Source organism: Marinomonas communis (assembly GCF_004363305.1).
GTDB lineage: Bacteria > Pseudomonadota > Gammaproteobacteria > Pseudomonadales > Marinomonadaceae > Marinomonas > Marinomonas communis.
Map to the genome: position 1 here is coordinate 469,871 of NZ_SNZA01000001.1, position 25,634 is coordinate 495,504.

Annotated in this window: 16 protein-coding genes; 3 read left to right on the top strand and 13 right to left on the bottom strand. The window is 44.1% G+C overall.

Annotation, left to right across the window (positions count from 1 at the left end; translation table 11 throughout):
* Positions 1 to 4: 4 nt before the first annotated feature.
* The 9 genes from C8D85_RS02265 to C8D85_RS02305 form a co-directional block, all read right to left on the bottom strand.
* The gene (locus C8D85_RS02265; RefSeq protein ID WP_133559738.1) at positions 5 to 460 is read right to left on the bottom strand and encodes a hypothetical protein; all 456 of its coding nucleotides are present in this window, start codon (positions 458 to 460) and stop codon (positions 5 to 7) included.
* Entirely contained in the window at positions 447 to 4,175 is a 3,729-nt protein-coding gene (gene metH / locus C8D85_RS02270; protein WP_133559739.1) for a methionine synthase, read from the bottom strand. Before metH ends, C8D85_RS02265 begins: the two co-directional genes overlap by 14 nt.
* 169 nt (positions 4,176 to 4,344) lie before the next feature.
* The gene (locus tag C8D85_RS02275) at positions 4,345 to 6,069 is read right to left on the bottom strand and encodes a coiled-coil domain-containing protein (protein WP_133559740.1); all 1,725 of its coding nucleotides are present in this window, start codon (positions 6,067 to 6,069) and stop codon (positions 4,345 to 4,347) included.
* A gap of 118 nt (positions 6,070 to 6,187) precedes the next feature.
* Complete coding sequence (gene pepN, locus C8D85_RS02280) at positions 6,188 to 8,821, bottom strand: aminopeptidase N (RefSeq protein WP_133559741.1); 2,634 nt, start codon at positions 8,819 to 8,821, stop codon at positions 6,188 to 6,190.
* A 9-nt stretch (positions 8,822 to 8,830) separates the two neighbouring features.
* A complete protein-coding gene (locus tag C8D85_RS02285) occupies positions 8,831 to 9,655 on the bottom strand; it encodes a DUF2797 domain-containing protein (protein WP_133559742.1) in 825 nt (274 codons plus the stop codon).
* On the bottom strand, positions 9,652 to 9,930 hold the full coding sequence (locus tag C8D85_RS02290) for a YeaC family protein (RefSeq protein ID WP_133559743.1): 279 nt from the start codon (positions 9,928 to 9,930) through the stop codon (positions 9,652 to 9,654). Before C8D85_RS02290 ends, C8D85_RS02285 begins: the two co-directional genes overlap by 4 nt.
* 27 nt (positions 9,931 to 9,957) lie before the next feature.
* A complete protein-coding gene (locus C8D85_RS02295; RefSeq protein ID WP_133559744.1) occupies positions 9,958 to 10,827 on the bottom strand; it encodes a rhomboid family intramembrane serine protease in 870 nt (289 codons plus the stop codon).
* A 15-nt stretch (positions 10,828 to 10,842) separates the two neighbouring features.
* Positions 10,843 to 11,724, bottom strand: a complete 882-nt coding sequence (locus tag C8D85_RS02300; protein WP_133559745.1) for an NAD(+) kinase — start codon at positions 11,722 to 11,724, stop codon at positions 10,843 to 10,845.
* A gap of 168 nt (positions 11,725 to 11,892) precedes the next feature.
* On the bottom strand, positions 11,893 to 12,846 hold the full coding sequence (locus C8D85_RS02305) for a 1-aminocyclopropane-1-carboxylate deaminase/D-cysteine desulfhydrase (RefSeq protein ID WP_133559746.1): 954 nt from the start codon (positions 12,844 to 12,846) through the stop codon (positions 11,893 to 11,895).
* Between the two features lie 112 nt (positions 12,847 to 12,958).
* On the opposite strand from C8D85_RS02305, the gene ydiJ reads away from it, so the two are divergent.
* The gene (gene ydiJ, locus C8D85_RS02310) at positions 12,959 to 16,030 is read left to right on the top strand and encodes a D-2-hydroxyglutarate dehydrogenase YdiJ (RefSeq protein ID WP_133559747.1); all 3,072 of its coding nucleotides are present in this window, start codon (positions 12,959 to 12,961) and stop codon (positions 16,028 to 16,030) included.
* 73 nt (positions 16,031 to 16,103) lie between these two features.
* Positions 16,104 to 16,838 carry a spermidine synthase gene (locus tag C8D85_RS02315; RefSeq protein ID WP_133559748.1) on the top strand — a complete coding sequence of 245 codons (735 nt, stop codon included), beginning with the start codon at positions 16,104 to 16,106 and terminating at the stop codon, positions 16,836 to 16,838.
* 31 nt (positions 16,839 to 16,869) lie between these two features.
* On the opposite strand, the gene pgm is transcribed toward C8D85_RS02315, so the two are convergent.
* The 3 genes from pgm to C8D85_RS02330 form a co-directional block, all read right to left on the bottom strand.
* Positions 16,870 to 18,504 (bottom strand): phosphoglucomutase (alpha-D-glucose-1,6-bisphosphate-dependent), encoded by a 1,635-nt coding sequence (pgm, locus tag C8D85_RS02320; RefSeq protein WP_133559749.1) that lies wholly within the window; start codon positions 18,502 to 18,504, stop codon positions 16,870 to 16,872.
* A 105-nt stretch (positions 18,505 to 18,609) separates the two neighbouring features.
* Positions 18,610 to 19,794 carry an EAL domain-containing protein gene (locus C8D85_RS02325; protein ID WP_162847524.1) on the bottom strand — a complete coding sequence of 395 codons (1,185 nt, stop codon included), beginning with the start codon at positions 19,792 to 19,794 and terminating at the stop codon, positions 18,610 to 18,612.
* A gap of 31 nt (positions 19,795 to 19,825) precedes the next feature.
* Positions 19,826 to 21,970 (bottom strand): methyl-accepting chemotaxis protein, encoded by a 2,145-nt coding sequence (locus C8D85_RS02330; protein WP_133559751.1) that lies wholly within the window; start codon positions 21,968 to 21,970, stop codon positions 19,826 to 19,828.
* Positions 21,971 to 22,364: 394 nt separating this feature from the next.
* On the opposite strand from C8D85_RS02330, the gene C8D85_RS02335 reads away from it, so the two are divergent.
* The gene (locus C8D85_RS02335) at positions 22,365 to 23,504 is read left to right on the top strand and encodes a patatin-like phospholipase family protein (RefSeq protein WP_133559752.1); all 1,140 of its coding nucleotides are present in this window, start codon (positions 22,365 to 22,367) and stop codon (positions 23,502 to 23,504) included.
* 151 nt (positions 23,505 to 23,655) lie between these two features.
* On the opposite strand, the gene aceF is transcribed toward C8D85_RS02335, so the two are convergent.
* Entirely contained in the window at positions 23,656 to 25,614 is a 1,959-nt protein-coding gene (aceF, locus tag C8D85_RS02340; protein WP_133559753.1) for a dihydrolipoyllysine-residue acetyltransferase, read from the bottom strand.
* Between the last annotated feature and the right edge of the window lie 20 nt (positions 25,615 to 25,634).

The window sequence follows — 25,634 nt, forward strand, 5'->3', positions numbered from 1 at the left end:
AATGTTAAAACCTCTCAGACTGAAGCCTTAAACTCTCCAGCCATAAATTAAGTATATTATTTACGATTAATTTCTTTTCATTCCAAATGCGCGATGCAAATGCGCCACTTAAAACAAAAGATATGGTCACCTCTGTCTGAGCCACACCAATGGATGAAAAATGAATTTGCCATTGCTCAGTATGTTTGGTCAAGCAATGACGGAAATGCCCTTCAAGTACGAGCAGCTGGCCAGGAATGGATTCAATGACTTCAAATTTTGCAGTAAATGGACCGCGAAGAGATTGAAAAGTGATGTTTTGCGTTGAGCCAGTTAAAAAGCCAAAATCCGAATCAAACGATTGTATCGCATGATTCCAGTTTGTCTGATTTGGCTGAGTGAAAAGATCCCAAGCGGCTTGGCTTGGGATCTTAAGTTGAATGCCTGCCTTAAGGCTGAATGGCGAATTAGATTCGATCATCCTCTGGGTCGTATCCTAAATTAGGGGCCAACCAACGCTCGGCGTCATCTTTCGTCATACCTTTACGCTCAGCATAGCTATCGACTTGGTCTGGACCAATTTTACCCACACCAAAGTAATTACTTTCTGCGTTACCAAAATACCAGCCACTTACCGCAGCAGTTGGCAGCATCGCGTAGCTTTCAGTAATTTCCATACCCGTGTTTTTGGTCACATCCAGCAATTCCCAAAGCTTGTCTTTCTCAGTGTGATCAGGACATGCAGGATAGCCTGGCGCAGGACGAATCCCTTTGTAGCGCTCTTTGATAAGCTCTTCATTCGTTAGAGATTCATCTGGCGCGTAACCCCAAAGCTCTTTACGAACTTTCTCGTGTAGATATTCTGCTGTCGCTTCCGCTAAACGGTCAGCTACCGCTTTGATCATGATCGAATTGTAATCATCATGATCTGCTTCGTAACGTGCAACAATTGCATCGATACCAAAACCAGCCGCACAAGCAAAAGCCCCAATGTAATCGTTGCCCTGCTCTTTAGTCGCCACAAAGTCTGACAAACACTGGTTGTATTTACCTGGCGCATTTAGCTCATTCTGGTTACGCAAGAAGTTTAATGTCATCACCTCTTCCGTACGAGACTCATCTGTGTAAATGACAACATCGTCATGGTTTACTTGGTTCGCAGGAAATAGACCCACTACTGCTTTTGCGTCTAACCAACTCTCTTCGATAACGGTCGCAAGCATGGCTTTAGCATCTTCAAACAAGCGAGTCGCCTCTTCACCAACAACTTCATCCGTTAGGATTCGTGGGTAGGCACCGGCAAGCTCCCAAGTTTGGAAGAATGGCGTCCAGTCGATGTAGTTTTGCACTTCATTGAAGTCGATATCTGTTGTATCAAATACTGTGATACCAAGCTTCTCAGGTGTTTTAATGCTAGTGAAGTCCACTGGCGTTTTATTGAGACGCGCCTTATCAAGTGATACACGACGACCCGCTTTAGCACGATCTTTAAAGCGAATACGTGTTTTCTCATAGTCATCTTTGATTTCAGCAATGAACTTAGCATGACGCTCAGCATCTTTAGTCAGTAAATTACTGGCAACACTTACACTTCGCGAAGCATTGGTCACGTGGACGACTTGGTTGTTTTTGTAGTTCTGCTCGATCTTAACCGCTGTGTGCGCTTTTGAAGTGGTTGCACCACCGATCATCACTGGAATATGAAAATCCTGACGCTGCATTTCTTTGGCAACATGTACCATTTCATCCAGTGATGGTGTGATCAAACCTGATAGACCAATGATGTCTGCGTTTTCTTCTTTCGCGGTACGCAAGATCTTTTCAGACGGCACCATCACGCCAAGGTCGATCACTTCGAAGTTGTTACATTGCAGCACTACGCCAACGATGTTCTTACCGATATCGTGTACATCACCTTTAACGGTGGCCATGATCACTTTACCAGCGCTTGAAGAACCTTTCGTTTGGTTACGAGCTTTTTCCTCTTCAATGAATGGCATCAAGTAAGCCACGGCTTTCTTCATTACACGTGCTGACTTAACCACCTGAGGAAGGAACATTTTGCCGGAGCCAAATAGGTCACCCACGACGCCCATACCATCCATCAAAGGACCTTCGATTACTTCTAGAGGTCGATCAAACTGTTGACGTGCTTCTTCAGTGTCTTCGTCGATAAACTCTGTGATACCTTTCACCAAGGCGTGCGTTAGACGCTCACCTACTGGCAAACCACGCCACTCTTGTGTTTCTTTTTCTGCTACTTCACCCGTGCCAGCGAATTCACCCGCAATAGCCAACAGATTGTCTGTTGCATCAGGTGTGCGGTTAAGCACGGCGTCTTCTACCGCATCACGTAGACGCTTTGGAATGTCCTCGTAAACCGCAAGTTGACCTGCGTTTACGATACCCATGGTCATGCCATTTTTGATCGCGTGGTATAGGAATACCGCGTGGATCGCTTCACGAACAGGATTATTACCACGGAATGAGAAGGATACGTTTGATACACCACCAGAGATTTTCGCGTAAGGAAGCTCTCGCTTGATATCACCGGTTGCTTCAATGAAGTCTAAGGCGTAACGGTTGTGCTCTTCGATGCCTGTTGCGATAGCAAAGATGTTCGGGTCAAAAATGATGTCTTCTGGGGGGAAGCCCACTTTGTTTACCAACACATCGTATGAACGGCGACAGATTTCGATTTTACGCTCTCGTGTATCCGCCTGACCGACTTCGTCAAACGCCATCACGATAACCGCTGCACCGTATTTCATCAGCAGTTTAGCTTGTTCGATGAACTTTTCTTCACCTTCTTTCAAGCTGATCGAGTTAACAACACCCTTACCTTGAATGTTCTTAAGACCTGTTTCTAGAATTTCCCATTTGGACGAGTCCAGCATGATTGGCACACGAGAGATATCTGGCTCAGAGGCGATCAGTTTCAAGAAGCGCTCCATAGCGGCTTCTGAGTCCAACATCCCCTCGTCCATGTTGATATCGATGATTTGCGCACCGTTTTCTACCTGTTGACGAGCAACATCTAGCGCTGTGTCAAAATCACCCTCTTTGATCAGGCGTTTAAACATCGCAGAACCCGTAACGTTAGTACGCTCACCTACGTTAACGAATAAACTTTCATCGCTGATATTAAACGGCTCAAGACCAGATAAACGACATTCTTTTGGAATTTCAGGAATAACGCGAGGCGTCGCTTCTAGGAACGCATCGGCAAAGGCTTTGATGTGGCTTGGTTCAGTGCCACAACAACCACCAATAATGTTCAAGAAACCGGCGTCCACCCAAGTTTGAATCTCTTCCAGCATTTCTTCTGGTGTTTCATCGTATTCACCAAACGCATTTGGCAGACCTGCGTTAGGGTGCGCAGAAACATGCGTATCAGCAATATTTGAAAGCTCTTCGATGTACTGACGTAGATCTTTTGGACCCAAGGCACAGTTCAAACCTACAGAAATTGGTCGAGCGTGAGAAATGGAGTTCCAAAAAGCTTCAGTGGTTTGTCCAGAAAGTGTACGACCTGACGCATCGGTAATCGTACCGGAAATCATGATTGGATAACGAACACCATGATCTTCAAAGTATTGAAGCGCAGCAAAAATAGCGGCTTTAGCATTTAGGGTATCGAAAATGGTTTCGATTAAAAGCAGGTCTGAACCGCCTTTAATCAAGCCATCAATGGAAACAGTATAGGCTTCCACTAATTCGTCAAATGACACATTACGAAAACCTGGATCGTTTACATCAGGCGAGATCGTACAAGTTCGGCTAGTAGGTCCTACCGCACCCGCAACAAAACGTGGCTTATTTGGGTTCTTAGCCGTAAATTCATCAGCCGCTTCACGAGCCAGTTTTGCAGACTCATAGTTAATCTCGTAGCTCAAAGACTCCATATGGTAGTCGAGCATCGAGATCGAGTTCGCATTGAAGGTGTTGGTCTCGATAATATCCGAGCCAGCTTCTAGATAAGCAGAATGGATAGCCTTAATAATTTTAGGTTGAGTTAATGACAGCAGGTCATTGTTGCCTTTAAGTTCACTGTGCCAGTCACTGAAACGCTCGCCTCGATAATCCTGTTCCTCAAGCTTGTAGCTTTGGATCATGGTACCCATACCACCATCCAAGATCAGAATATTATCTTTTAAACGATTCTCAATAACTTCATACGAATCAGACTGAACCACTGCCACTACCTCTATATTTGAATGCGAGCTTAATATAACAAACTCATCACGCAAGTTGTTGAATTTTAGTAATGCTAAGATGAAGGATTGTGAAGTGATGGCGCAATTGAGCAGATTTCAGCTAAATTGCACCATAATTGAATAGCTTAACAATGGTAATGCTTTGGTATCAGCTTCGCTTGCCGACTTTTCCACCGACAAAACCAATTAACAAACCACCAAGGATAGCGGCCACCCAAAAACCGTATTTGCCCAGCCAATCGTTAGATATCAGCTCAACACTTTGAGTATCTCTGTACACCTTTCGCAGTATCATTTGTCCATCGTAATTAACGGCTTGCGTGACCGAGACATTCATCGTGGCATTTGGTCGCTCATTCAAACCACTCAGACGCCAACGGAAATTCAGTTTGCCTTGATTGACCGTCGCCTCAGCTTCAGACGAACTCATCATGCTCAAGGCACTGTCAGTAAACAGTTCAGCAAAATAGGTTTGACCTTGCACCGGCTGATCAACCGTCGCTGAAAGCTGAATTTCAAAGGTATCGTGAAGGTTAGCGGAAGTTGGAAGCGTCCAACGAACATCTGACAACTCGCTTTTCAGCTGTTGTTGCAAAGACAGAACCGCTCCTTCAAAAGGAATCAAGTTATTGACTTGGTTCTCTAAACGAGCCTTTTCTTCCTGTTGCTGCTGTGACTCATTTTCCAATTGTTGCACGCGCTCATTGGATGCAGCATAGCGCTGCTTCAGTTCTGTTAATTGAGCTAAAACGGTATTTTTTTCTGCAGAAGTATCCTGGAGAGCTTGTTGAAGCTGCTGTGCATTTTTCTCACTAGCTTCTAGCATCTCCTGAACAGCCTTAATTTCACGATTTAGCGTCGCATTTTGAGCCACTGCTTCGCGGTACTTCAACTCAACACTAGACAGCTGATTTCCTAAATCATCTTCCTGACGAACAAGCGCTTGCTCTAATTTTTGAACATCACCTTGGTAGTTGGAAATCAAAGCATTTTGAGCATTCAATTCTGCTTTTAAGCGTGCTATTTGAGACTCTAATTTAGAAACATCTGCCACACTGTTGCTATCTGGAGTTTCCGCAGCACTGATCAAAGAACCGCTACGGCTTAAATTGGCATTTTCTGATTGTAATGTGTCAATCACATTGCTCTGAACTCGAATCTTGTCCCATAGAACCTGGTGCTGCGCCCTTGCTTCAGATAAGGCACCGCCCAGTCTTAGATTGTCTTGTTTGACGGCATTAAACTCGGCTAACAAACGATCATTTTGAGACAGCAAAGATTCAAATTCACTTTTCAAATGCGCATGCTTGATGGATAAGTCACGATAATCTTTTGAAAGGGAAAAGTGAGCACTATCAAGGGTACGAAAGCTTTTGTTTAACTCAATAAAGTCCGTTTGTTGTTGCGCAAGCTGCAGCTCAGTCTTTTCAGCTTGGTTTTCAAGTTCGGCCACCCGTTGAGTTAGGCGATCATTTTCAAGCCTTAACTGGTTATACTTTCGCTCAAGGTCTTCTCTTTCGTTTTGAAGTCTTTCGATTTCGATTAACTGGGAAGCATTTTTTTCAGTTGACATGAGGGTTGCAAGCTGACGATCTTTTTCATCAAGCTGCGCCGTCAATATCACCAACTTCTCAGAGTTTTGTGCTAATTGCTTACGAAGATCACGAATGATTCGTTCTCTTTCTAGAAGCTTTGTGTCATCTAGTTTCGAAGAATTAACACCAAAAATTGAAGTCTGATTAGATGAGTCGCCAGATGACATACTAGACTGAGTTAGCGTCGATGAATCTGTCTCACTCGTTTGAGTCGTACTGCAAGCACTTAACGCTATTCCCAGCGCAACCGGCACAACATAACGATATGGCTTTCTCATTATAATTCTCCCATCTCTGTTGAACAGATCTTCAAAATCAATCAGTTAATTGTAGATTGTATTGTTGACGTTTACCTTACAAAAAAAAGCGCTGGTCTGACCAGCGCTTTTCTCTAATTTAAGCCAGTGATTTTGAAACCACTTCGTAAACATCTTTTGAAAGATCTTCTCTCGCAATGCGCTCAAGCTCCCCTTTCATTTTTTCCGCTAGCGCCGGCACCATTCTCTGCCAACGAGTTAGAGGCGTACACAGACGAGATGCAATCTGAGGATTACGCTTATTTAACAAAATAATCTGATCCGCCAAAAATGCATAACCGCTGCCATCTAGATTATGGAATGCGTCAACGTTTTGACCTAAGCCACCAATAACTGAGCGCAGTTTATTAGGGTTCTTGATGTCAAAGCTTGGATGTTCCATCAAAGCCTTAACTTGCGCTAAACCATTTTCATGCTCACGAGCCGCGGACAGCATTAGCCATTTATTCACCACAAGCGCTTCATGCTTCCATTGTTCAAAGAATGCATTGAGCAATTCATCGGCTTCTGCCAAGTTGAAATGCACAACACAAGACAACGCAGCAAACTGATCCGTCATATTGTCTGCATTACGGTATTGACGAACCACAGCTGCTTTCGCTTCGTCACTACCAGATGCCACCCAGTAGCTTAGTGCGGCATTCTTAAGAGAACGTTTGGCAATTTGTTCTGCACTCGCTTGGTAAGCCTCATTAGAAGCATTGCTTTCATAGACATGCTTAAACTCTACTTCAAGAGCTTTCGCAGCAATCCCACGAAGATGCTCTCGCGCAGCTTTGATAGCTTGCGGATCAATCTTATCAGCTAGTTCTGACATATAAGCCTGACTTGGCAAACCAAGGATCAATGCCACCATGGCAGGATCAAGGCTTTCATCTGCAAGCAATGCTTTAAAGCCTTCAACTAACGGTGTTTCCTCGCTGAATTGTGCGCCATTTTGGTATTGGGCAATCAGTTTATTCAGTTCATTAACAGCCAGCTGTTGTGATGCACTCCAACGGTTAAAGCCATCTGGATCGCCTGACATCAATTGTAGCAATTGCTCTGTTGAGTAATCGTAGTCAAGTTTCACAGGAGCAGAGAAACCACGAAGCAATGACGGAACCGGCTTAGACATAACGTTTTCAAAAACAAACGTTTGTTCAACATCATTCACATGTAGCACAACTTCGTCTTGAGTTTGTCCATCAAAAGTAAAGCTTAACGCTTCATTGGACTGACCAACCAATCCGACTTTCACTGGGATATGTAATGCTAATTTAGTCGGCTGATTAGGTGTGGGTGGAGTCATCTGCTGAATCGTCAGACTGTAAGTTTGAGCCTGTTCATCATAGCTATCTGTGACGGTCAGACGCGGCGTACCCGCTTGTGAGTACCAACGCTTGAATTGGCTCAAATCTACGCCATTAGCATCTTCCATAGCCTTTACAAAATCATCACAGGTCACCGCTTGACCATCATGACGCTCAAAGTAAAGATCAGAACCCTTACGGAAACCTTCTTCGCCTAATAACGTATGGATCATGCGCACAACTTCTGAACCTTTCTCGTAAATTGTTAAGGTGTAAAAGTTGGAAATCTCGATAAATGAAGCAGGTCGAATCGGATGTGACATTGGGCCTGCATCCTCAGCGAATTGCGCTGTTTTAAGGAAAGACACATCCTCAACACGTTTCACAACATCTGAATGCGTATCAGCAGAGAAGGATTGATCACGGAACACTGTGAAGCCTTCTTTTAAGCTCAACTGGAACCAATCACGACAGGTTACACGGTTACCCGACCAGTTATGGAAGTACTCGTGCGCGACAACCGCCTCAACACGCAAGTACGCATCATCGGTCGTGGTTTCTGGGCTGGCCAGCAAGCAAGAAGAGTTAAAAATGTTTAGCCCTTTATTCTCCATCGCGCCCATGTTGAAGTCATCTACGGCAACGATCATAAAAATATCCAGATCGTATTCGCGGCCATACACTTCTTCGTCCCATTTCATCGAGCGCTTCAAAGAATCCATGGCAAAGTCGACTTTATCGATATTGTGCTTTTCGGTGAAAATCTGAAGCTTCACATCACGACCGCTCATGGTTGTGAAACTATCGTTTAAAACTTCAAGATCACCGGCTACCAAAGCAAACAGGTATGCAGGCTTTTTAAACGGGTCGTGCCATGTGACGAAGGTTTTACCCTCTTCTGTTTTACCACGCTCAATTTCATTACCATTTGAAAGCATCACAGGGTAACGCGTTTCATCGCCAATAATGGTCGTTGTAAAAATCGACATGACATCGGGACGATCTAAGTAATACGTAATATGACGGAAACCCTCTGCTTCACATTGAGTGCAGAACATAGAAGATGAGCGGTACAGACCTTCAAGCTTGGTATTGTTCTGTGGCTCGATCATGGTTTCGCACGTCAGCACAAACTCATTGGGTGTGGCAGTTATAATGAGTTTGTCATCTTTGATCGTATATTCTTGCTCTGGCAAAGCATAATCATCAATTGCAACGCCAATCAATTTCACATCTTCACCACCGTCTAATACCAGTGCAGAGGTTTGCACCTTGCTTTCTGGGTTTCGGCGTAGATGCAGGCGTGACGTCACAATGGTTTGTGTTTCGTCCAGATCGAAAGTCAGTTCCGTTTTATCGATCAGAAAGTTCGGGACTGTGTAATCTTTTAAATAAATTGCTGACGGCTTTTGCTCTGCCATGATCGGCTCCTATAGCGTGAATTCCGCTTCATATCCTGTGTATTTGCGTAGGTTGATAACGCCCGTGTCCAAAATCCAGTACTGACCTTTGATACCCATTAACGTGCCTTCTACAAACGGCGTTTTTTCTGCATTAATGCTGGCTATTTTAGATGGGTATTCTAGTACAGGGTAGACAAATTCATGTGTGACGTTATCAGCAGATAATTCTTGAATGGATTGTAATCCGTATTCGTTTTGCAGTGCGTCCAGACCTTCCCATAAACGATTAATCAAACGCTCTTGCTCTGACTCAAGGTCTATCTCGACATCTAACCCTTTTAGCATATTTCGCCAATTGGTTTTATCCGCCACTTCAGATTTAAATAATGTTTCAACTAAACCTGACATACGGCGATTTTCCACCAGAAATATTGCGCGTGCCTGAGTCGCACCTTGATCGATCCAGCGCGTTGGTAATTGGTCACCACGGGTGATGCCGACTTTCAATGAGGTGGTATTCGATAAATACACGTAATGACTTTGCATACAGTATTTTTCCGCCCACTCCGGCTCACGACAAGTACCTTCATAGTAATGGCACTTTTCCGGACTCATAATGCATGTGTCGCAAGCTGCCAGTTTCTTGAAGCACGGGTAACAGTAACCTTGGCTAAATGATTTTTTACTAGCACGCCCACAATGAATGCAGTTTATAGAACCAGTAAAATTCAAAGAGACTTTTTGCCCAATTGCTTGCTCAAGTGGAAAAAGCTGATCGCCAAGTTTTAGCTCGTAACTAACTTTGCCATCTATAACTTTGGCTGGCATTTTACGAATACTGCCTTGGATCATTGCTTGCTATCCGGGTTAGTTACCCATTTCACTGTTTCATGCTCAAGAGTATCTTTTTTGCTGCTGCAACCAAGGTGTGCTTCACGATCAATAAAGCCAACACGCTCTTCTTCAGGTTTATTAGTGTAGTCATAAGTAATCACTGCCTGCATACACAACTCTGTTTGCTCTGGCGTGAGTTTCACACCATTAGGCCATTTGCCTAATTCAACAGCTTGTTTAAGGCGGCCGTAAACCTCGGGCGACATATTGTCGATCATATCTTTAAAATTCATAACTCACTCTACCGGAACACCGGTTAATTAGCGTTGTTTGATTAGTTTCCAAAGCAGGCTGTAGACACCTGCAAAGACTAAACCTGAAACCAAGCCCATAAGATGCGCTTCATTGGCCATATTGCCAAGGCCGAGAGCAGAAAATACGTCGGTGTATCCTGCCATCAACCAAACCACAAAGAAAATCATCAGTGGTTTTGAAATAATTGGCGGCCACCCCTTGATTAAATAAGGCATTACCCAAGCAAAAGCGATTAAGCCATACACTAAGCCTGATAGCCCGCCAAACAAAGGATAGCCGTTAATTAAGTATTGTCCGATATTGCTCACGACTGACACAAATACCGCAAAAGCCAGCCATATTAGAGAGCCCATCAGACGCTCAAGCTTACGTCCGACTTCCCACACCCATAACGAATTGAAAATAAGATGCGCGATACCAAAGTGCAGGAATGCAGGTGTAAGCAAACGCCAGTATTCTCCTTTACTTAGCACTTCGGCTAATGGATTAAACTGAATACGATTGCCTATCACTTCAAACGAAGAAATCGTAAACCAACTGATAGTGTCTAAATATTCGCCTAGACCAGTAATTACTGCCACCAAGCATGACAATACTATGAATGCCAACGCCATGGGAGATTTGTGCCATTGTTGAAAGACTGGACTGCTAGACTTCTGACGCTTTGGGGCTTCAGGTAGTTCTAAGTCCTCGTCAGGAGAGTGCTGCCATAACTGCAATATTTCCATTGCTTTATGCGTATCAGAGGGATCTAAAACCCACAATTGATCTCGATTGTTCGACTGGACGATACGATGACCGATACGCTGCTGCCAAAGAATCTTACTCAGTGGTTCTGGTGATTCATTAACAGCAAATTCGTAAAGTAAAACCATAGTAATAGGTCTACCCTATTGGCGATAACCTGACTGCCATCCCAGCTTGGTGCGACACACATCGTAAAAATCATGATCTTTTGGATGGATCAAACGGATCCCACCCTTACGACGAGTTATATGGATTTCGTCACCTGGAGCAGCGGTAATATTAAGTTGGCCATCACAACTCACGCTTGGGTACGTCAAATTCGATTCACAGACAACGATTCGAATTTTAGCATCCGCGTCAATCACGATAGGACGATTACTTAATGTATGAGGGTGCATTGGCACTAATACAAGTGCATCAAGCTTTGGCAGCATAATAGGACCGCCAGCAGACAATGCATAAGCGGTAGAGCCAGTCGGTGTGGCAACAATTAAACCGTCTGACTTTTGGTTCATAACGAACTGATCATCAATAAATAGATCAAAGCGAATCATCCGAGCAGACTTGCCTGGGTGAAGAACCAAATCATTTAAGGCGATACCCTCACCGCTTGGTCGATTTTGACGCTTAATTTTTGCTTCGATCATGAAGCGCTTCTCTTCAAGGTATTCTCCTCGAAGAATCGGCTCTAACTCATTTTCAAAATCCGTTGGAGATATGTCGGTTAAGAAACCCAAGGTACCACGGTTCATTCCGAGAACTGGAATATCGTAATCAATGATTGCCCTAGCGGCTCCTAAAAAGCTGCCGTCTCCACCAACAACGATTACTAAGTCACAACGGTCGCCTAACTCTTTTAAAGGGGCGGATGAAAGTTTCGCCCCAGACATCATGGTAGCCAAATCCGCCTCTAGAACAGGGGTAACACCTTGCTCCAAAAGAAAATCTGTTAGTTTTTTAACCGTGTCTAGAATTTGTGGTTTATCAAGACGCGCAATAATACCGATTCGTCTAAAAAGACTCATGTAATCAATCTTTCCCATCACTGATTCGTATACGGCACGCTTGCCGTTACGAAATTAATTTTGCTGTGGTTTCAATCAATTAGCCAACAAGCTACCTATTCGTAGAATGTAACACGAAGCAACGCTATAGGCTATGACACGACACTATTGAGCGTATTGAAAACACTCTCAATACACTTGTTTTTCTAAAGGAAGCCCTTGCCAGCCCTGTAATCCACCTGTGTGAACAAACAAAGTATGATCGTGCTGCCATTCCCCCTGTGCACACAGCTGATTCACTTTATAGACCATTTTAGAAGTATACAATGGATCTAATGGTATATCGGGATTGAGTGTTTTAAGGGTTTTCAGGAAATCGAGCTGAGCTGTTGATACTTTACCGAACCCTCCGTGGAGCGCCTCATCAAACCCTTTTATCGAGGTGTTGATTGACAAGCCAGCGTCTAGACATTGATTCTCAATGTTAGTTGTTAAGGAAACGACTCCCTTTAAAGCTGAAAATACTGTCATAGAGGAAAACCCTGACGCTGCAAACCCTGCCGCAGTGGTTCCTGTACCGCTTGCAATACAAAGGTGGAATGGTTTGCCACGGCAGAGTCTATAAATTTCATTGGCCCAATCTAAACAGCCACGGACACCTTCAGCGCCAGCGCCACCTTCTGGTATCCAATACACTTGATGATCATAATATTCATCTACGACTTTCTTTATATTGGCCCTTAGGCCAAGTTTGTAATCTACCCGCTCACTTGGAAATAAGAGCGCGCCGGAATCGACAGCCTGACGCAATGTCGGTGTTAACTTAGCCCATGTTTCACCGCGTACCACGATGAGTGGTGTTAACCCTTGATGCTTACATTGCGCTACAAAGGCTGCAATATGATTTGAATGAGGCCCGCCAAATGTGGCCAGTATTTTTTTGTTTTCTTTACTGGCTTGCTGTAGATGATACTTAAGCTTATGGCGCTTATTACCCGGCGCGACACTACACTCTAAATCACCTCGATAGATGTAAAACTGACACCCGCAGGTTTGCTGGGTGGGCAAATATAAAGGTTCTATGATCATTTGATTGTCGTTTAACAGATTCTCAATAAAGGCACCGTTGCCAATGTCATGCATGACAAAATACGTTTACTTAATGCGTAATTATTTATTAAGTCCACACTCATGTTAAGGCGTTTATTTGTTACAATGTAACAAGCAATAGGCTACTAACATCGGAGAATAGTACATGATCCCTAAGCTGTCTGAAGTCTCACCAGTCCAAGCAAAGTACCTCGCTTTTATCGAACGCTTGAAGACTTCAGGATTCCAAGGAGATACCAACCCAGATTACGCTAACCGAGTTGTGTTAGCGACCGATAACTCCATTTATCAAGTACTACCACAGGGCGTCATTTATCCTAAGTCGGTAGAAGATATTCAGCTAATCACGCGCCTTTCAAACAACGACGCTTTTCAGGATATAGTTCTGAGTCCGCGTGGCGGCGGAACAGGAACGAATGGCCAATCCCTTACAGACGGACTGGTAATCGACCTTTCTAAGTTTTTGAACAACATATTAGAAGTCAATGTCGAAGAAGGTTGGGCTCGAGTGCAAACTGGGGTGGTAAAAGACCAGCTAAATAAAGCAATCGAAGCACATGGGCTATTCTTTGCACCAGAGCTTTCCACCAGTAACCGAGCAACCATTGGCGGCATGATCAACACCGATGCAAGTGGTCAAGGTTCCGTCATGTATGGCAAAACCCGCGATCATGTATTAGAGCTCAAAACCGTTTTGCTAGACGGCGAACTGCTGACCAGCCATGCCATTTCCGAAGATACCCTAGAGCAAATCAAGCAAGGCTCAGGCTATTCGGCTTATGCCCACAGAGTCGTTGATACCATTGCCACAACCAAACAAAGAGAGATTTCAGAAACTTTCCCTGAGTTAAATCGTTGTTTAACAGGCTATGATCTCGCCCATATCCGTGGTGAAGATGGCTTGTTCAATATGAACAATATCTTATGTGGATCCGAAGGGACGCTCGGTTTTATCGTCGAAGCGAAGGTCAACCTACTAAAAATCCCCAAATACGCTGCTCTGGTCAATATCCGCTACAACAGTTTTGAAGCATCGTTACGCCATGCCAAGGATTTATTATCCGTTCAGCCAACCTCCATCGAAACCGTAGACTCTAAAGTTTTAGGGCTCGCTAAAGGCGATATTATCTGGGACTCTGTGTCAGAGTTCTTCCCTGAAAAAGCGGGTGAGAACACACAAGGAATAAACCTTGTGGAATACACCGGTGACAGTGAAGAAGAAATTACCGAGCGTATAAAAGTCCTAACAGATATCTTAGATAAATTAGCAAACACACCAAACAGTAGCGCTCTTGGCTACACCATTGCTAACGGTCATGCCAATGTTAATAAGATTTGGGGCATGCGAAAGAAATCTGTTGGCTTATTAGGAAACGCAAAGGGTGAGCAGCGCCCCGTGCCGTTCGTAGAAGACACCGCCGTACCACCAGAAAACCTTGCTGACTTTATTATGGAATTTCGCACGGTCTTGGACTCTTATGGCGTTACTTATGGCATGTTTGGGCACGTCGATGCGGGGGTGTTACACGTTCGCCCTGCCCTAGATTTAAAAGATGATTCTCAAGTGCCTATGATCCGTGAAATCACAGATAAAGTCGTAGCACTGACACAAAAATACGATGGTTTACTCTGGGGGGAACACGGTAAAGGCGTGCGTTCAGAGTATGCACCCGCGTTCTTTGGTGATCTATATCCAAGCATTCAGCAAATAAAAGGCGCATTCGATCCGCGTAACCAGTTAAATCCCGGAAAAATAGCAACACCTTATGAATTAGGTGCCGAACTCCTTAAAATAGATCAAGTGCCACTACGCGGCGAATTAGACCGTCAAATTCCTTTGACCAATCGCGATCAATTCAAGGACGGTATGTATTGTAATGGCAATGGTGCCTGCTTTAATTTCGACCCTGATGACGCTATGTGCCCTTCTTGGAAAGGCACACGTCAGCGCATCCACTCCCCAAAAGGTCGAGCATCCTTAATGCGCGAATGGCTTCGAGGCATGAGCAATCATGACATTGATATCTCGAAAGAGCGTTACAAAGTCAGACACTCTAATCTTATAACCAGCTTCTTCCCTAGGCTCAAGAACACCTTAGGAAAACGCAAAGGCGAGTATGATTTTTCACACCAAGTTCATGAGTCCATGATGGGGTGTTTAGCTTGCAAATCTTGTGTTGGTCAATGCCCGATTAAAGTCGATGTACCTGAGTTTAGAGCAAAGTTTCTGGAGCTGTATTACAGTCGATATTTACGACCAATAAAGGACTATTTTGTCGGCTCATTGGAATATATGACACCGACCTTGGCATTGTTCCCAAAACCCTACAATTGGCTTATCCGTAACAAGGTCACGAATCGTTTGATGAGTAAGGTGATCGGACTAGAGGACAGTCCAGCGTTGTCAGACCTTAACCTTAAGCGAGAGATGTCCCGACGCGGCATTCGATTAGCCACACCGTTGGCAATTGAATCCCTAAGCCCTAAAGACAGAAAACGTGCGGTTATTGTTATTCAGGATGCGTTCACCAGTTACTTTGAAACACAGCTGGTATTAGACATCATGGAGTTGTTGAGCCGCTTGGGCTTTCAAGCCTACTTAGCGCCGTATATGCCAAATGGTAAACCTTTACATGTGCATGGTTTTCTAAAGCCTTTCGAAAAGGCCGCCAAGAAAAACCTCGATATGCTGCAAAACCTTGCATTTTATGGCATCCCGATGGTGGGTATCGACCCATCAATGACACTCACTTATCGATCTGAATACACAAAAACCTTTGGTACTAGTCGCCCTATTCCTAAAATTCAGTTAATCCAAGAGTGGCTCGCAGGCCAATCTGAACATTTACAAAAACAGGGAATCTCGGTCAAAGATGAAACATTTCATATGATGGCCCACTGCACCGAAAAGACCAATGCAGCACCATCGATAAAAGATTGGCAGCAAGTATTCGAATTGCTTGGCCTGAATCTGTCCATTGAAAATGTTGGCTGTTGCGGCATGGCAGGCACCTACGGCCATGAGTCCCGAAACAAAGCGACTTCTGTTGAAATTTATAATTTATCTTGGAAAGAAAAAGTCAACGACCCCAGACTTCAAAACAAGCTGGTCGCAACTGGCTACTCTTGCCGCTGCCAAGCTAAACGCCTTGATGCTACAGCGATAAAACATCCGGCTCAGGTATTGCTAGAACACATAAAAGCAGATTTTGCTTAGCCCCAAAGTTCGTTATGATACAGCCAACAAGGCCAGACAGTTGTCTGGCCTTTCTTTTATCACGAGAACAACCATGTCACTAATCTTTGAAACTCAAGATGAGTTTGGTGTGATCAGCGTTTATGACGATGGCAAATACCGTATCTTATCTTTTGCAGAAGGCGACGAACAAAGTCGCGTTCAAATTAAAAGCCCTCACGTCCTTCAGCATGAATACACACAGGCTATGCTGTTAGCGCTGATGGACCGAACACCAAAACGAGCCTGCATTCTTGGCTTAGGTGGAGGTGCCTTAGTACATGCTCTTGCTAAGGCGATCAGCGGCATACATATTACTGCTGTAGAACTAAGACCTGAAATCGTTGCCATCGCTGAAGAGTTTTTTAGACTACCAAAAAGCAAACGCATAGAAGTGATAACACAGGACGCCATTGAATTTGTTCACAGTAATAAATCTAAAAAATTCGATATTTTATTTACCGATCTATATCAGCATTTCGGAATGGATAATCGCGTTGCGACAGAGGCCTTCTTGGACGATGCCAGCAGGCAGATAAAGGAAAGCGGCATGTTAGTACTGAATTGTTGGGAAGAACATCAGTACCAACATGACTTGAAAGATTCATTAAAACAGAGATTTAACACTGTGACGGGACTCGATACTGGCTGCGGAAACTGGGTGGTTTTTGCGACCAACGCTCCACACGATCTCAACCTAAAACAACAAAGAGACGAGTGCGAAAAGCTGTCTCAACAGCTTGGCTTTCCGTTGAACAAATGGCTAAATCGCTTAGAAGACGTTGAATAACGTCCTCTAAGCTTCCCAGCTCAAGCAGAGATTAGCTTAAAACTGTGTTAACCAAAGCCACAGCTTCCTTTTCAAGCAGTGCTAAATGCTCCTCAGAGACAAAACTTTCTAAATAGATCTTATAAACATTTTCTGTACCGGATGGACGCGCTGCAAACCAACCATTATCCGTCGACACTTTCAGCCCACCAATGGCCGCGCCATTGCCTGGCGCGTGAGTGAGCTTGCTAACAATCGCGTCACCAGCAAGTGTGTCTGCTTCTACAGAACTTGCTTCTAACTTACCAAGTATGGCTTTTTGCTCTGGGGTAGCCGCTACATCGATACGCTTGTAATAAGGTTGTCCAAAACGCTGCGCTTGCTCTTGCGCAAGTTGCGCAGGATTTTTGCCAGTAACGGCCAGAATCTCAGCAGCGAGTAACGCCAAAATAAAACCATCTTTATCCGTTGACCAGACACCACCGTCACGACGTAGGAAGGAAGCACCAGCACTTTCTTCTCCACCGAACGCCATGCTCCCATCAAATAATCCGTCAACATACCACTTAAAGCCAACAGGCACTTCACAGAGCGTTTTATTAAGTGACGCAACAACTCTATCAATCATGGCACTTGAAACCAGAGTTTTGCCATATTGAATGTCAGCAGGCCAGTCTCGATGGGTTGCTAAGTATTCAATCGCCACAGCAAGGTACGCATTGGGATTCATTAAACCGAAACCAGGGCAAACGATGCCATGGCGGTCATAATCTGGGTCATTGCCTACCGCTACATCAAATTGGTCTTGGATCTTAAGCAAGTTATTCATTGCATAAGGCGAAGAGCAATCCATTCGGATACGTCCGTCTTTATCTAAGGGCATAAATGAGAAGGCGGGATCCACTCGATCATTCACGACCTCAATATTCAGACCATATCGATCTGCAATCGGTTGCCAATAGGCAATACCAGAGCCACCCAATGGATCAACACCAATACGAACATTAGCATCGCGAATGGCATTCATATCGATCACATTTTCAAGATCCGCTACATAATGCTCAATGTAATCGAATTCTTCTACCAAGCTACTCGACATGGCTTGCGCAACCGACACAGCATTTACACCATTGAGTTGATTGGCTAACAATTCATTCGCGCGGTTCGCCACCCAATCGGTTATGTCTTTGTCAGCTGGACCACCTTTAGGTGGGTTATATTTAATGCCTCCATCTTCTGGAGGGTTATGGGAAGGAGTGATGACAACACCATCAGCCATTTCTTCAGAAGATTGATTATGAGTCAGAATAGCGTGTGAAATAACAGGTGTCGGGGTATAACCATCCCCTTTCTGAATGCGTACCGTCACTTCGTTTGCGACAAATACCTGAAGTGCGGTTGTAAACGCGGCTTCCGATAAAGCATGAGTATCTTTACCTAGATAAAGAGGACCATTGATATTGTGCGACTTTCGGTATTCGCAGATGGCTTGGCAAACCACCAGAATATGATCTTCGTTGAAACTTGTATGTAATGCACTGCCTCGATGGCCTGATGTACCAAAACTTACTTTTTCATTAGGATTAGCTACATTCGGCTTTTGGGTGTAATAGGCACTCATAAGCTTTGGAATGTTAACTAAATTGTCCGTGGGAGCAAGCTGCCCTGCTAGCGGATGAATTGCCATAAATAGCCCCTTTCTAAAATGCTGTTATTATGTTCCTTAATAGTTTGTAAACTTTCAACACAATTAATCATTAAATCAAGTAATTACGAAGGTTTGATGACCTAATCAATCTTCACTCACTAAAACATCTACTAGTAACATTTCACCATTTCCCAAACGAACAACGATTGTCTTACAACTTTTACCCGAATGCAGGTCGTAATAAACATCGGATACGATGGCACGCCTTGCATTACTGGCTTTGCAAAAATAAGGGCGCCAAGACCAATTAACATTTTCCCAAGGCGTTCCTTCATCAACAAACTGCCCAGAAGAGTTCAGTGAGAAATTAGGCGACAACTGATTACCTTCGTAATCCGTCATGTAGTAACGAATTAAGTGAGAAATAGCTTTTAATTCGGGCTCTATATCATTTCTGATAAAGCCTGCCACATGACTTCGCTCTTTGATTCGATTGATTGTTTGCACCAAATGCTTATTCCAACGGGTAGAATCCCGCAGCGTCTTTCTAGCCTCATTAAAGTAGATTGTTCTTAGAGTTTCTATTTGATCTTTGAATGTATCCTTTGGCAGGAACTCAGCAACTGCTGGAGAAAAAAGATAGCCCTGCATGTAGTGAGCACCACAACTTAAGCCAAAGAAGAATTCTTCTTCTGTTTCTACCCCCTCCATGACCACAAGAGCGCCACTTTTTTCGCAAAAATCGACAATAGATTTCACAGCAACTCTTGCGAAACGCCCACCAGATAAAGCCTTCTTCAATAAACGCATATCTAGCTTGATGATGTCTGGGGTTAATTCAATAACACGATCAAAATGCGAAAAACCCGAACCAAAGTCGTCAACAGCAATGCGTAACCCTTGCTCTCGATATCGATGCACGAGCACCGCTAAGTCAGAGATAGCACCATCGGATTCCACCAGCTCGATAACGACTTTCTGAGGCGAAATATTTTCTGATTTCAGCATCATCGTCGTTCGGATAATAGGCATCCCATCCTGAAACTCTATCAACTCTGGGGAAATATTAACTGTCAAGCGTGTGTTATCAGGCAAGCTCTGGATATTTCTAATGGCTTGCATGCGGACATGCTGATCGAGTTCTCGCTGAATATTTTTAGGCAGGTAATCATCATGGAACAAAAAAGCCGCAGAGCTTATTTCCCCATTTGGCTTGTGATAGCGAGCCAAAGTTTCAAAGGCAGTTATCATCCCAGTTGAAACCTCTACGATAGGCTGAAAAAAGGGAACCAGCCCTTCTTTTAGGCTATCTAAATCATGAGTATCCATTTCATGCTCCATGATGAATCTAGTAAGTAACTTAAGCAGCACTAACTTTGAACAAGCTTACCAACCTTGAAAGCGAGCTTGCTTTAGCATTAACCTGCTCTGCATTAGCACTTACTAATTTTACACAGGCCCCCATCTGAAGTGAACTGGCTGCAACCTGATGTGCATGGTCACCGTTTGCCTGGCTGCTTTGAGATATTTGCTCAATGATTGAGAACATATCCTGTGCTATCAACGAAAGTTTATCACTGTCGTTCGAAGCCTCTTCGTTTCTCAGCAAACTCTTATTAACGTCTTGAACGCCTTTTTCCATGAATATAACAGCACGATCTGTCTCAAGCTTTATACCCTCAACCACTCGACCAATATCCGCTGCCGCCGTGGCAGTCCTGTTGGCAAGCGCTCTTACTTCATCAGCAACAACTGAAAAGCCTCGACCAAACTCACCGGCCCTTGCGGCTTCAATAGCAGCGTTTAGCGCTAGGAGATTCGTTTGGCTGGTGATATCAGTTATTTCATCAACAAATTGACCAACGTTATCTGCTTGCTTACTCAATGAGTTAACCGAATCTGCTGATGTTTGCACCACATCGCGTATCGTTTCTGTACTTTGTCTAACCAATAAATATTGGTTTTGAGCACCTTGAACCGCCGCGTCCATGGATTCCTTCATATTTGATACAGTATCATTGGCTCTGGTTACATAACCTGCTTGTTGCTGCACGATACTTAGTGAATCATTTGCGGCCTCTTGAACTGCTTCAGCCGCTTCAGCCGCTTCTCTATTAGATGAGTCCATTTGCTGAGAAAGAGTGGTTACTTGACGAGCGGAAACAATTACCTCCCCGACAATTTGATCTAGATTGTCGATGAAGCTATTGATCCAGCGCCCCAGATTGCCCGCTTCGTTAGGAGGTAGACGCGTGAGATCCATTCGCTGAGTGAGATTTCCTTCTCCTTCGGCTAATCCGCGTATGACTTTTGTCATGCCGCCAAGCTGTCTTGACGTTTTAGCAGGGCCCTTTGCCGAGAAAAAAGCACCTATGATAAGAGCGGCTAAACACGATAAAGCTAGGTTCGCCCAAAGAGGTAGTCCACTGTAACTAAGCAGCAAAAATTGAATGAACAAAGCACTGATTAATGAAACACTAAAAAGCTTCATGGTTGTAAAGTGAATAGATCGAGGACGGTACACTTCCTCAACGTCGCCTTCACACATCATCCCCCATCGATCATCTGAACCTTCTAACTGAAAGGTAACGCCCTTGCCTATCACCGGAATATGGCGGTAATCAGAATAACCTGGGTATTTAACAAATAGATTACTGCCTTTTTTGATGGTTTCTCGTACACCTGGGTGTAACTCACCAGTTGATGGGTCGGTAAACATCACTTCAAGTTCAGTGTGCTCTTTGATCGAAACCACTCCAAATGGCGTTTTAACACCTTGCTTTAAATTCTCACCTAGAAAAAAAGTATCATCTTCGAAACGAGAACGACTGAGTGCGATACCTGGCTGAATAGCCGTATCAAAATTGGATTCCACCATGAACAAGTAATTGTCACCGGACTCATTAAAAATGTGGCCCGCTTCGCGCTGTATCAAGTCACTCATCACATCATTTGGTATTCGAGCGCATAACAATAAACACGTTGTTTCACACTGCACTGGCAGATAAAACATCATGGTCATTTGATCATGAAACTTTGAAGTGGTTGCTCCTAAAGATAACGTAATCGGATCCTTATAAGGTCCATGCAGAAACTTACTTGCTCGAGCTCTTGTGGCTGCTTTAATTTGTGTGTGAGATTGCTGAGTATGCTTCACTTCAGTTGACGCGATCACAATATTGTCTTGATCGAGGAGAAATAACTCTGAGGCTTCCGGAAGGGACTGCTTTAATAAACCTAATATAGCTTCATGCTGTGAATCAGATACATTTTGTAACGTAGGAGCAGCTTGCTCAAGCCTTTCCCAAACAGATCGAGTAAATTGTTTAAGTAATCGCACTCGAGTATTTGCGATCCCTTCAAATGTTGCTTCAATATCTTGGTAAGCAGAGCGATTAACATAACAGCTCCAGCCTAGGTTTAACTTTCCGTTCGCGCCAAACCATTTCAGCCAACGCTTTTCTTTACTACTAAGCGACATCAAATCACTTGCCAATTGGGTCATGGGGGTCCCCTTCTATGGTAGGTGTGGCGAGCCATCATCATTGATGCTCAACCAATCTACATAGCAATCGTCATACCAAAAACATTACCCCCATATAGATACATTCAATACCTAAGCAGGTAGAGAAGACGACACTTTGCTAAAATTTTACAACTGTAAACTATAATAGTGACTTATATTGCATTTACACTCCGTTACAGAAGAATCTACATCTGCAACCAATTAAAATCTTTTGAAGTGTTAAAAACTATAATCTTAGATTACATTTAGCTGTATAAATATCGTGCAAATGATACCGAAATCATGCACCAACTTGAGACGCGATTCACAATAAAGCACCATGTAAAATCATTTTTCAAAATCACGGTGGTCTCAATGCTTTAAAGGAGTGCAAATGGCTAACAAAAAAGCACTACTCCTATCTGGCGGTGGCGCTAGAGGCGCATATCAAGTAGGCGTCTTGATTGCCTTATCGAGCATGTTGAATAAAAAGACGCCCATTCCATTTGATATTTTATGCGGGACCTCTGCTGGCGCTTTAAACGCAGCATTCCTTGCCACTCAGGCTGATAGCTTTAGAAAAGGTGTTAAGCAACTTTCATATATTTGGCGCCATCTAACAACGGACCAAGTCTTTATGATGAGTCGCTGGCCTATCGCTTCGTCCATCACCAAAACGATTACCTCAGCATTCTTACAACAACAATCTGGCCACTCATTGTCTTTGTTAATGAATCAACCGCTTGAAGAGCTTTTAAATAGATTTTTGGATTTTAATAAAATATCCATTGCATTGAATCAAAGACATATTGAAACACTTGCCATAACAGCGATGAACTACAGTGACGGACACTCTACAATGTTTTTTCAAACGTCAAACAATGAACTACCCAATTGGACTCATGGCAGAAAAGTAGGCATTAAAAGTGCTGTGACAATTGACCACCTATTAGCATCTAGCGCTATCCCCGGCGTTTTTCCACCAAGGAAGATAGGCACTCAGTTCTACGGCGATGGAGCTGTGCGGCTTGGTTCAGCCATTCAGCCAGCTATAAACCTTGGAGCAGATAAGCTACTGATGATTGGTGTCAGCGATAACCGACAAGCAAAAGATTGGACTCAATCACCAACAAGTATCAATCATGATGCACCCTCTATTGTTCAGGTTTTAGGGCAATTACTAAATAGCGCTTTCATCGACACCATTGATCAAGATATTGCGCACATAGATGAATGCAATCAATTGCTAGCACTGATTCCCGAAGAAAAAAGACCTTACAATTTAGCACATCGTCAGACGCTAGTTATATCACCCTCTATAGGGCTTAATGTGCTCGCGCAAGAACACCTAGAAAGCCTGCCATTGAAAATCAGAAAACTTCTAAGGACCGCTACTGGTGATAAATCTAAAGGAGCCGCTTCAGCAGCAAGTTACTTGATGTTTACGCCAAGTTACTGCCAAGCTCTTATTGAATTAGGTTATAAAGATGCAATGTGGCAAAGAGATAAAATAGAAGATTTTTTTGCAGATTAATTTCAATTATACGATCCGATTCTATCGGGAATGGAGAACATTGTAGGACCGCAATACGCGCAAGACTCCAGGGCGTGGTTCACCTTCAACACTAGCAAATAAAAAAGGCAGCCAATTGGCTGCCTTTCGGTTCTGAATCAGAACAATTCGATTACAGAGTCAAACGACGTACGTCGCTTAGCAATGCATTCAAGTAAGTCATAAAGCGACCTGCATCAGCGCCGTTTACGGCACGGTGGTCGTAAGACAAGCACAATGGCAACATTGTACGAGGCTCGAACTCTTTACCGTTCCAACGAGGCTCGATGTCAGCTTTAGATACACCTAGGATACCCACTTCAGGAGTATTCACGATTGGAGTGAAGCCTGTACCACCCATAGCACCAAGGCTAGAGATAGTGAAACAGCCGCCTTGCATGTCAGCAGGTTTAAGCTGCTTAGCCAGCGCTTTCTTGATCAGTTCACCTGCTTCTGTAGCGATTTGAACAACAGACTTCTGGTCAACATCACGTAGAACAGGGACCACAAGGCCTACTGGTGAGTCTACTGCGATACCGATGTGAACGTATTTCTTCTGTACGACGCTTTCGCCGTCAGCATGCAGAGATACGTTGAATGCAGGATTCTTAACCAATGCTTGAGCAACAGCTTTGATCATGAATGGAAGCGGTGTTAGTTTCACACCTTGTTTTTCCATTTCAGGCTTCAAGCTCTTACGGAACTCTTCTAGGTCCGTAATATCAGCTTTGTCGAATTGCGTTACGTGAGGAACATTCAACCATGAACGCGTCATGTTAAATGACGTGATCTTCTGAATCTTGCTCATCTTAACAACTTCAACTTCACCAAATTGGCTGAAATCGATTTCCGGTACGCGTGGAATACCTGCACCTTCAGCAACTGGTGTAGCAGACTCTGCTGGAGCAGAAGCCGCTTTCTGAACCGCTGCTTTAACGTAGGCGTGTAGGTCTTCTTTCGTGATACGACCACGAGGACCTGTTGCACGCACTAGCGCAAGATCGACGCCTAGCTCACGAGCCAACAAACGCACTGCTGGGCCAGCATGCACTTTCTTGTTTGGAGCAGAAAGAACAGCACCTTGGTCTACAGCAGGTGCAGCTGCTTTTGGTGCTTCTTGCTTAGCAGGAGCGGCCGCTTTCGGTGCTTCTTGCTTAGCTGGAGCTGCTGCAGGTGCAGAACCTTCCACTTCAAGCTCAAGAATCAACGTACCTTCAGATACTTTATCGCCTTCTTTGATAGAAAGAGATTTAACCGTACCTGATTTAGGTGCTGGGATGTCCATAGAAGCTTTGTCAGTTTCAAGAACGATGATCGAATCACCTTCTTCAACTTTATCGCCTACCGCAACAGACACCTCGATTACGTCAACATCTGTTGCGCCACCGATATCTGGAACATTCACCGCTTCAACACCACCTGCTACAGGTGCAGCTGCTGGAGCAGGAGCCGCCTCTTGTGCTGGCGCAGCTTCTTGAGCCTCAGCAACAGGTGCTGCAGCTTCCGCTGGAGCAGCGCCCTCAGCAAGGATAACAAGAATGTCATCGCCTTCAGAAACTGTGTCACCTTCCTTAATCAGAAGCTTAGAGACCTTACCAGTCACTGGAGAAGGAATGTCCATTGAAGCCTTATCAGTTTCCAGAACGATGATTGAATCACCTTCAGAAACCTCATCGCCTTCAGCGACACAAACTTCGATAACATCAACACCTGTAGCACCACCGATATCTGGAACAGAAACAGTCTGTTCAGCAGATGCAGCAGGAGCTGCTGGCTTTTCAGCTGCAGGGGCTGGAGCAGGAGCAGCTTCGGTTTTAGGTTCTTCTTTAGCAGGCTCTTCAGTGGTTGCAGCACCCTCAACTTCAAGAGTCAGAATGTCGCTACCTTCAGAAACTGTATCGCCCTCTTTAACAGAGATCGCAGTAACTTTACCTGCTAACGGAGACGGAACGTCCATAGACGCTTTATCAGTCTCTAATACGATAATTGATTGGTCGACTTCAATAATGTCGCCAACTTGTACGCTAACTTCGATAACATCGACGTCAGACGCACCACCAATATCCGGTACTCGAATGATCTCAGTACTCACGGAAATCTCCTTTGTCGTAA

What these genes read in the sequence shown, in the direction of transcription:
- C8D85_RS02265 (WP_133559738.1), bottom strand. Translation starts at nt 460, where the DNA reads ATGATCGAATCTAATTCGCCATTCAGCCTTAAGGCAGGCATTCAACTT.
- pgm (WP_133559749.1), bottom strand. Translation starts at nt 18,504, where the DNA reads ATGGCAATTCATCCGCTAGCAGGGCAGCTTGCTCCCACGGACAATTTA.
- C8D85_RS02315 (WP_133559748.1), top strand. Translation starts at nt 16,104, where the DNA reads ATGTCACTAATCTTTGAAACTCAAGATGAGTTTGGTGTGATCAGCGTT.
- C8D85_RS02335 (WP_133559752.1), top strand. Translation starts at nt 22,365, where the DNA reads ATGGCTAACAAAAAAGCACTACTCCTATCTGGCGGTGGCGCTAGAGGC.
- C8D85_RS02300 (WP_133559745.1), bottom strand. Translation starts at nt 11,724, where the DNA reads ATGAGTCTTTTTAGACGAATCGGTATTATTGCGCGTCTTGATAAACCA.
- pepN (WP_133559741.1), bottom strand. Translation starts at nt 8,821, where the DNA reads ATGGCAGAGCAAAAGCCGTCAGCAATTTATTTAAAAGATTACACAGTC.
- C8D85_RS02295 (WP_133559744.1), bottom strand. Translation starts at nt 10,827, where the DNA reads ATGGTTTTACTTTACGAATTTGCTGTTAATGAATCACCAGAACCACTG.
- C8D85_RS02305 (WP_133559746.1), bottom strand. Translation starts at nt 12,846, where the DNA reads ATGCATGACATTGGCAACGGTGCCTTTATTGAGAATCTGTTAAACGAC.
- C8D85_RS02330 (WP_133559751.1), bottom strand. Translation starts at nt 21,970, where the DNA reads ATGACCCAATTGGCAAGTGATTTGATGTCGCTTAGTAGTAAAGAAAAG.
- C8D85_RS02275 (WP_133559740.1), bottom strand. Translation starts at nt 6,069, where the DNA reads ATGAGAAAGCCATATCGTTATGTTGTGCCGGTTGCGCTGGGAATAGCG.
- C8D85_RS02290 (WP_133559743.1), bottom strand. Translation starts at nt 9,930, where the DNA reads ATGAATTTTAAAGATATGATCGACAATATGTCGCCCGAGGTTTACGGC.
- C8D85_RS02285 (WP_133559742.1), bottom strand. Translation starts at nt 9,655, where the DNA reads ATGATCCAAGGCAGTATTCGTAAAATGCCAGCCAAAGTTATAGATGGC.
- C8D85_RS02325 (WP_162847524.1), bottom strand. Translation starts at nt 19,794, where the DNA reads ATGGATACTCATGATTTAGATAGCCTAAAAGAAGGGCTGGTTCCCTTT.
- ydiJ (WP_133559747.1), top strand. Translation starts at nt 12,959, where the DNA reads ATGATCCCTAAGCTGTCTGAAGTCTCACCAGTCCAAGCAAAGTACCTC.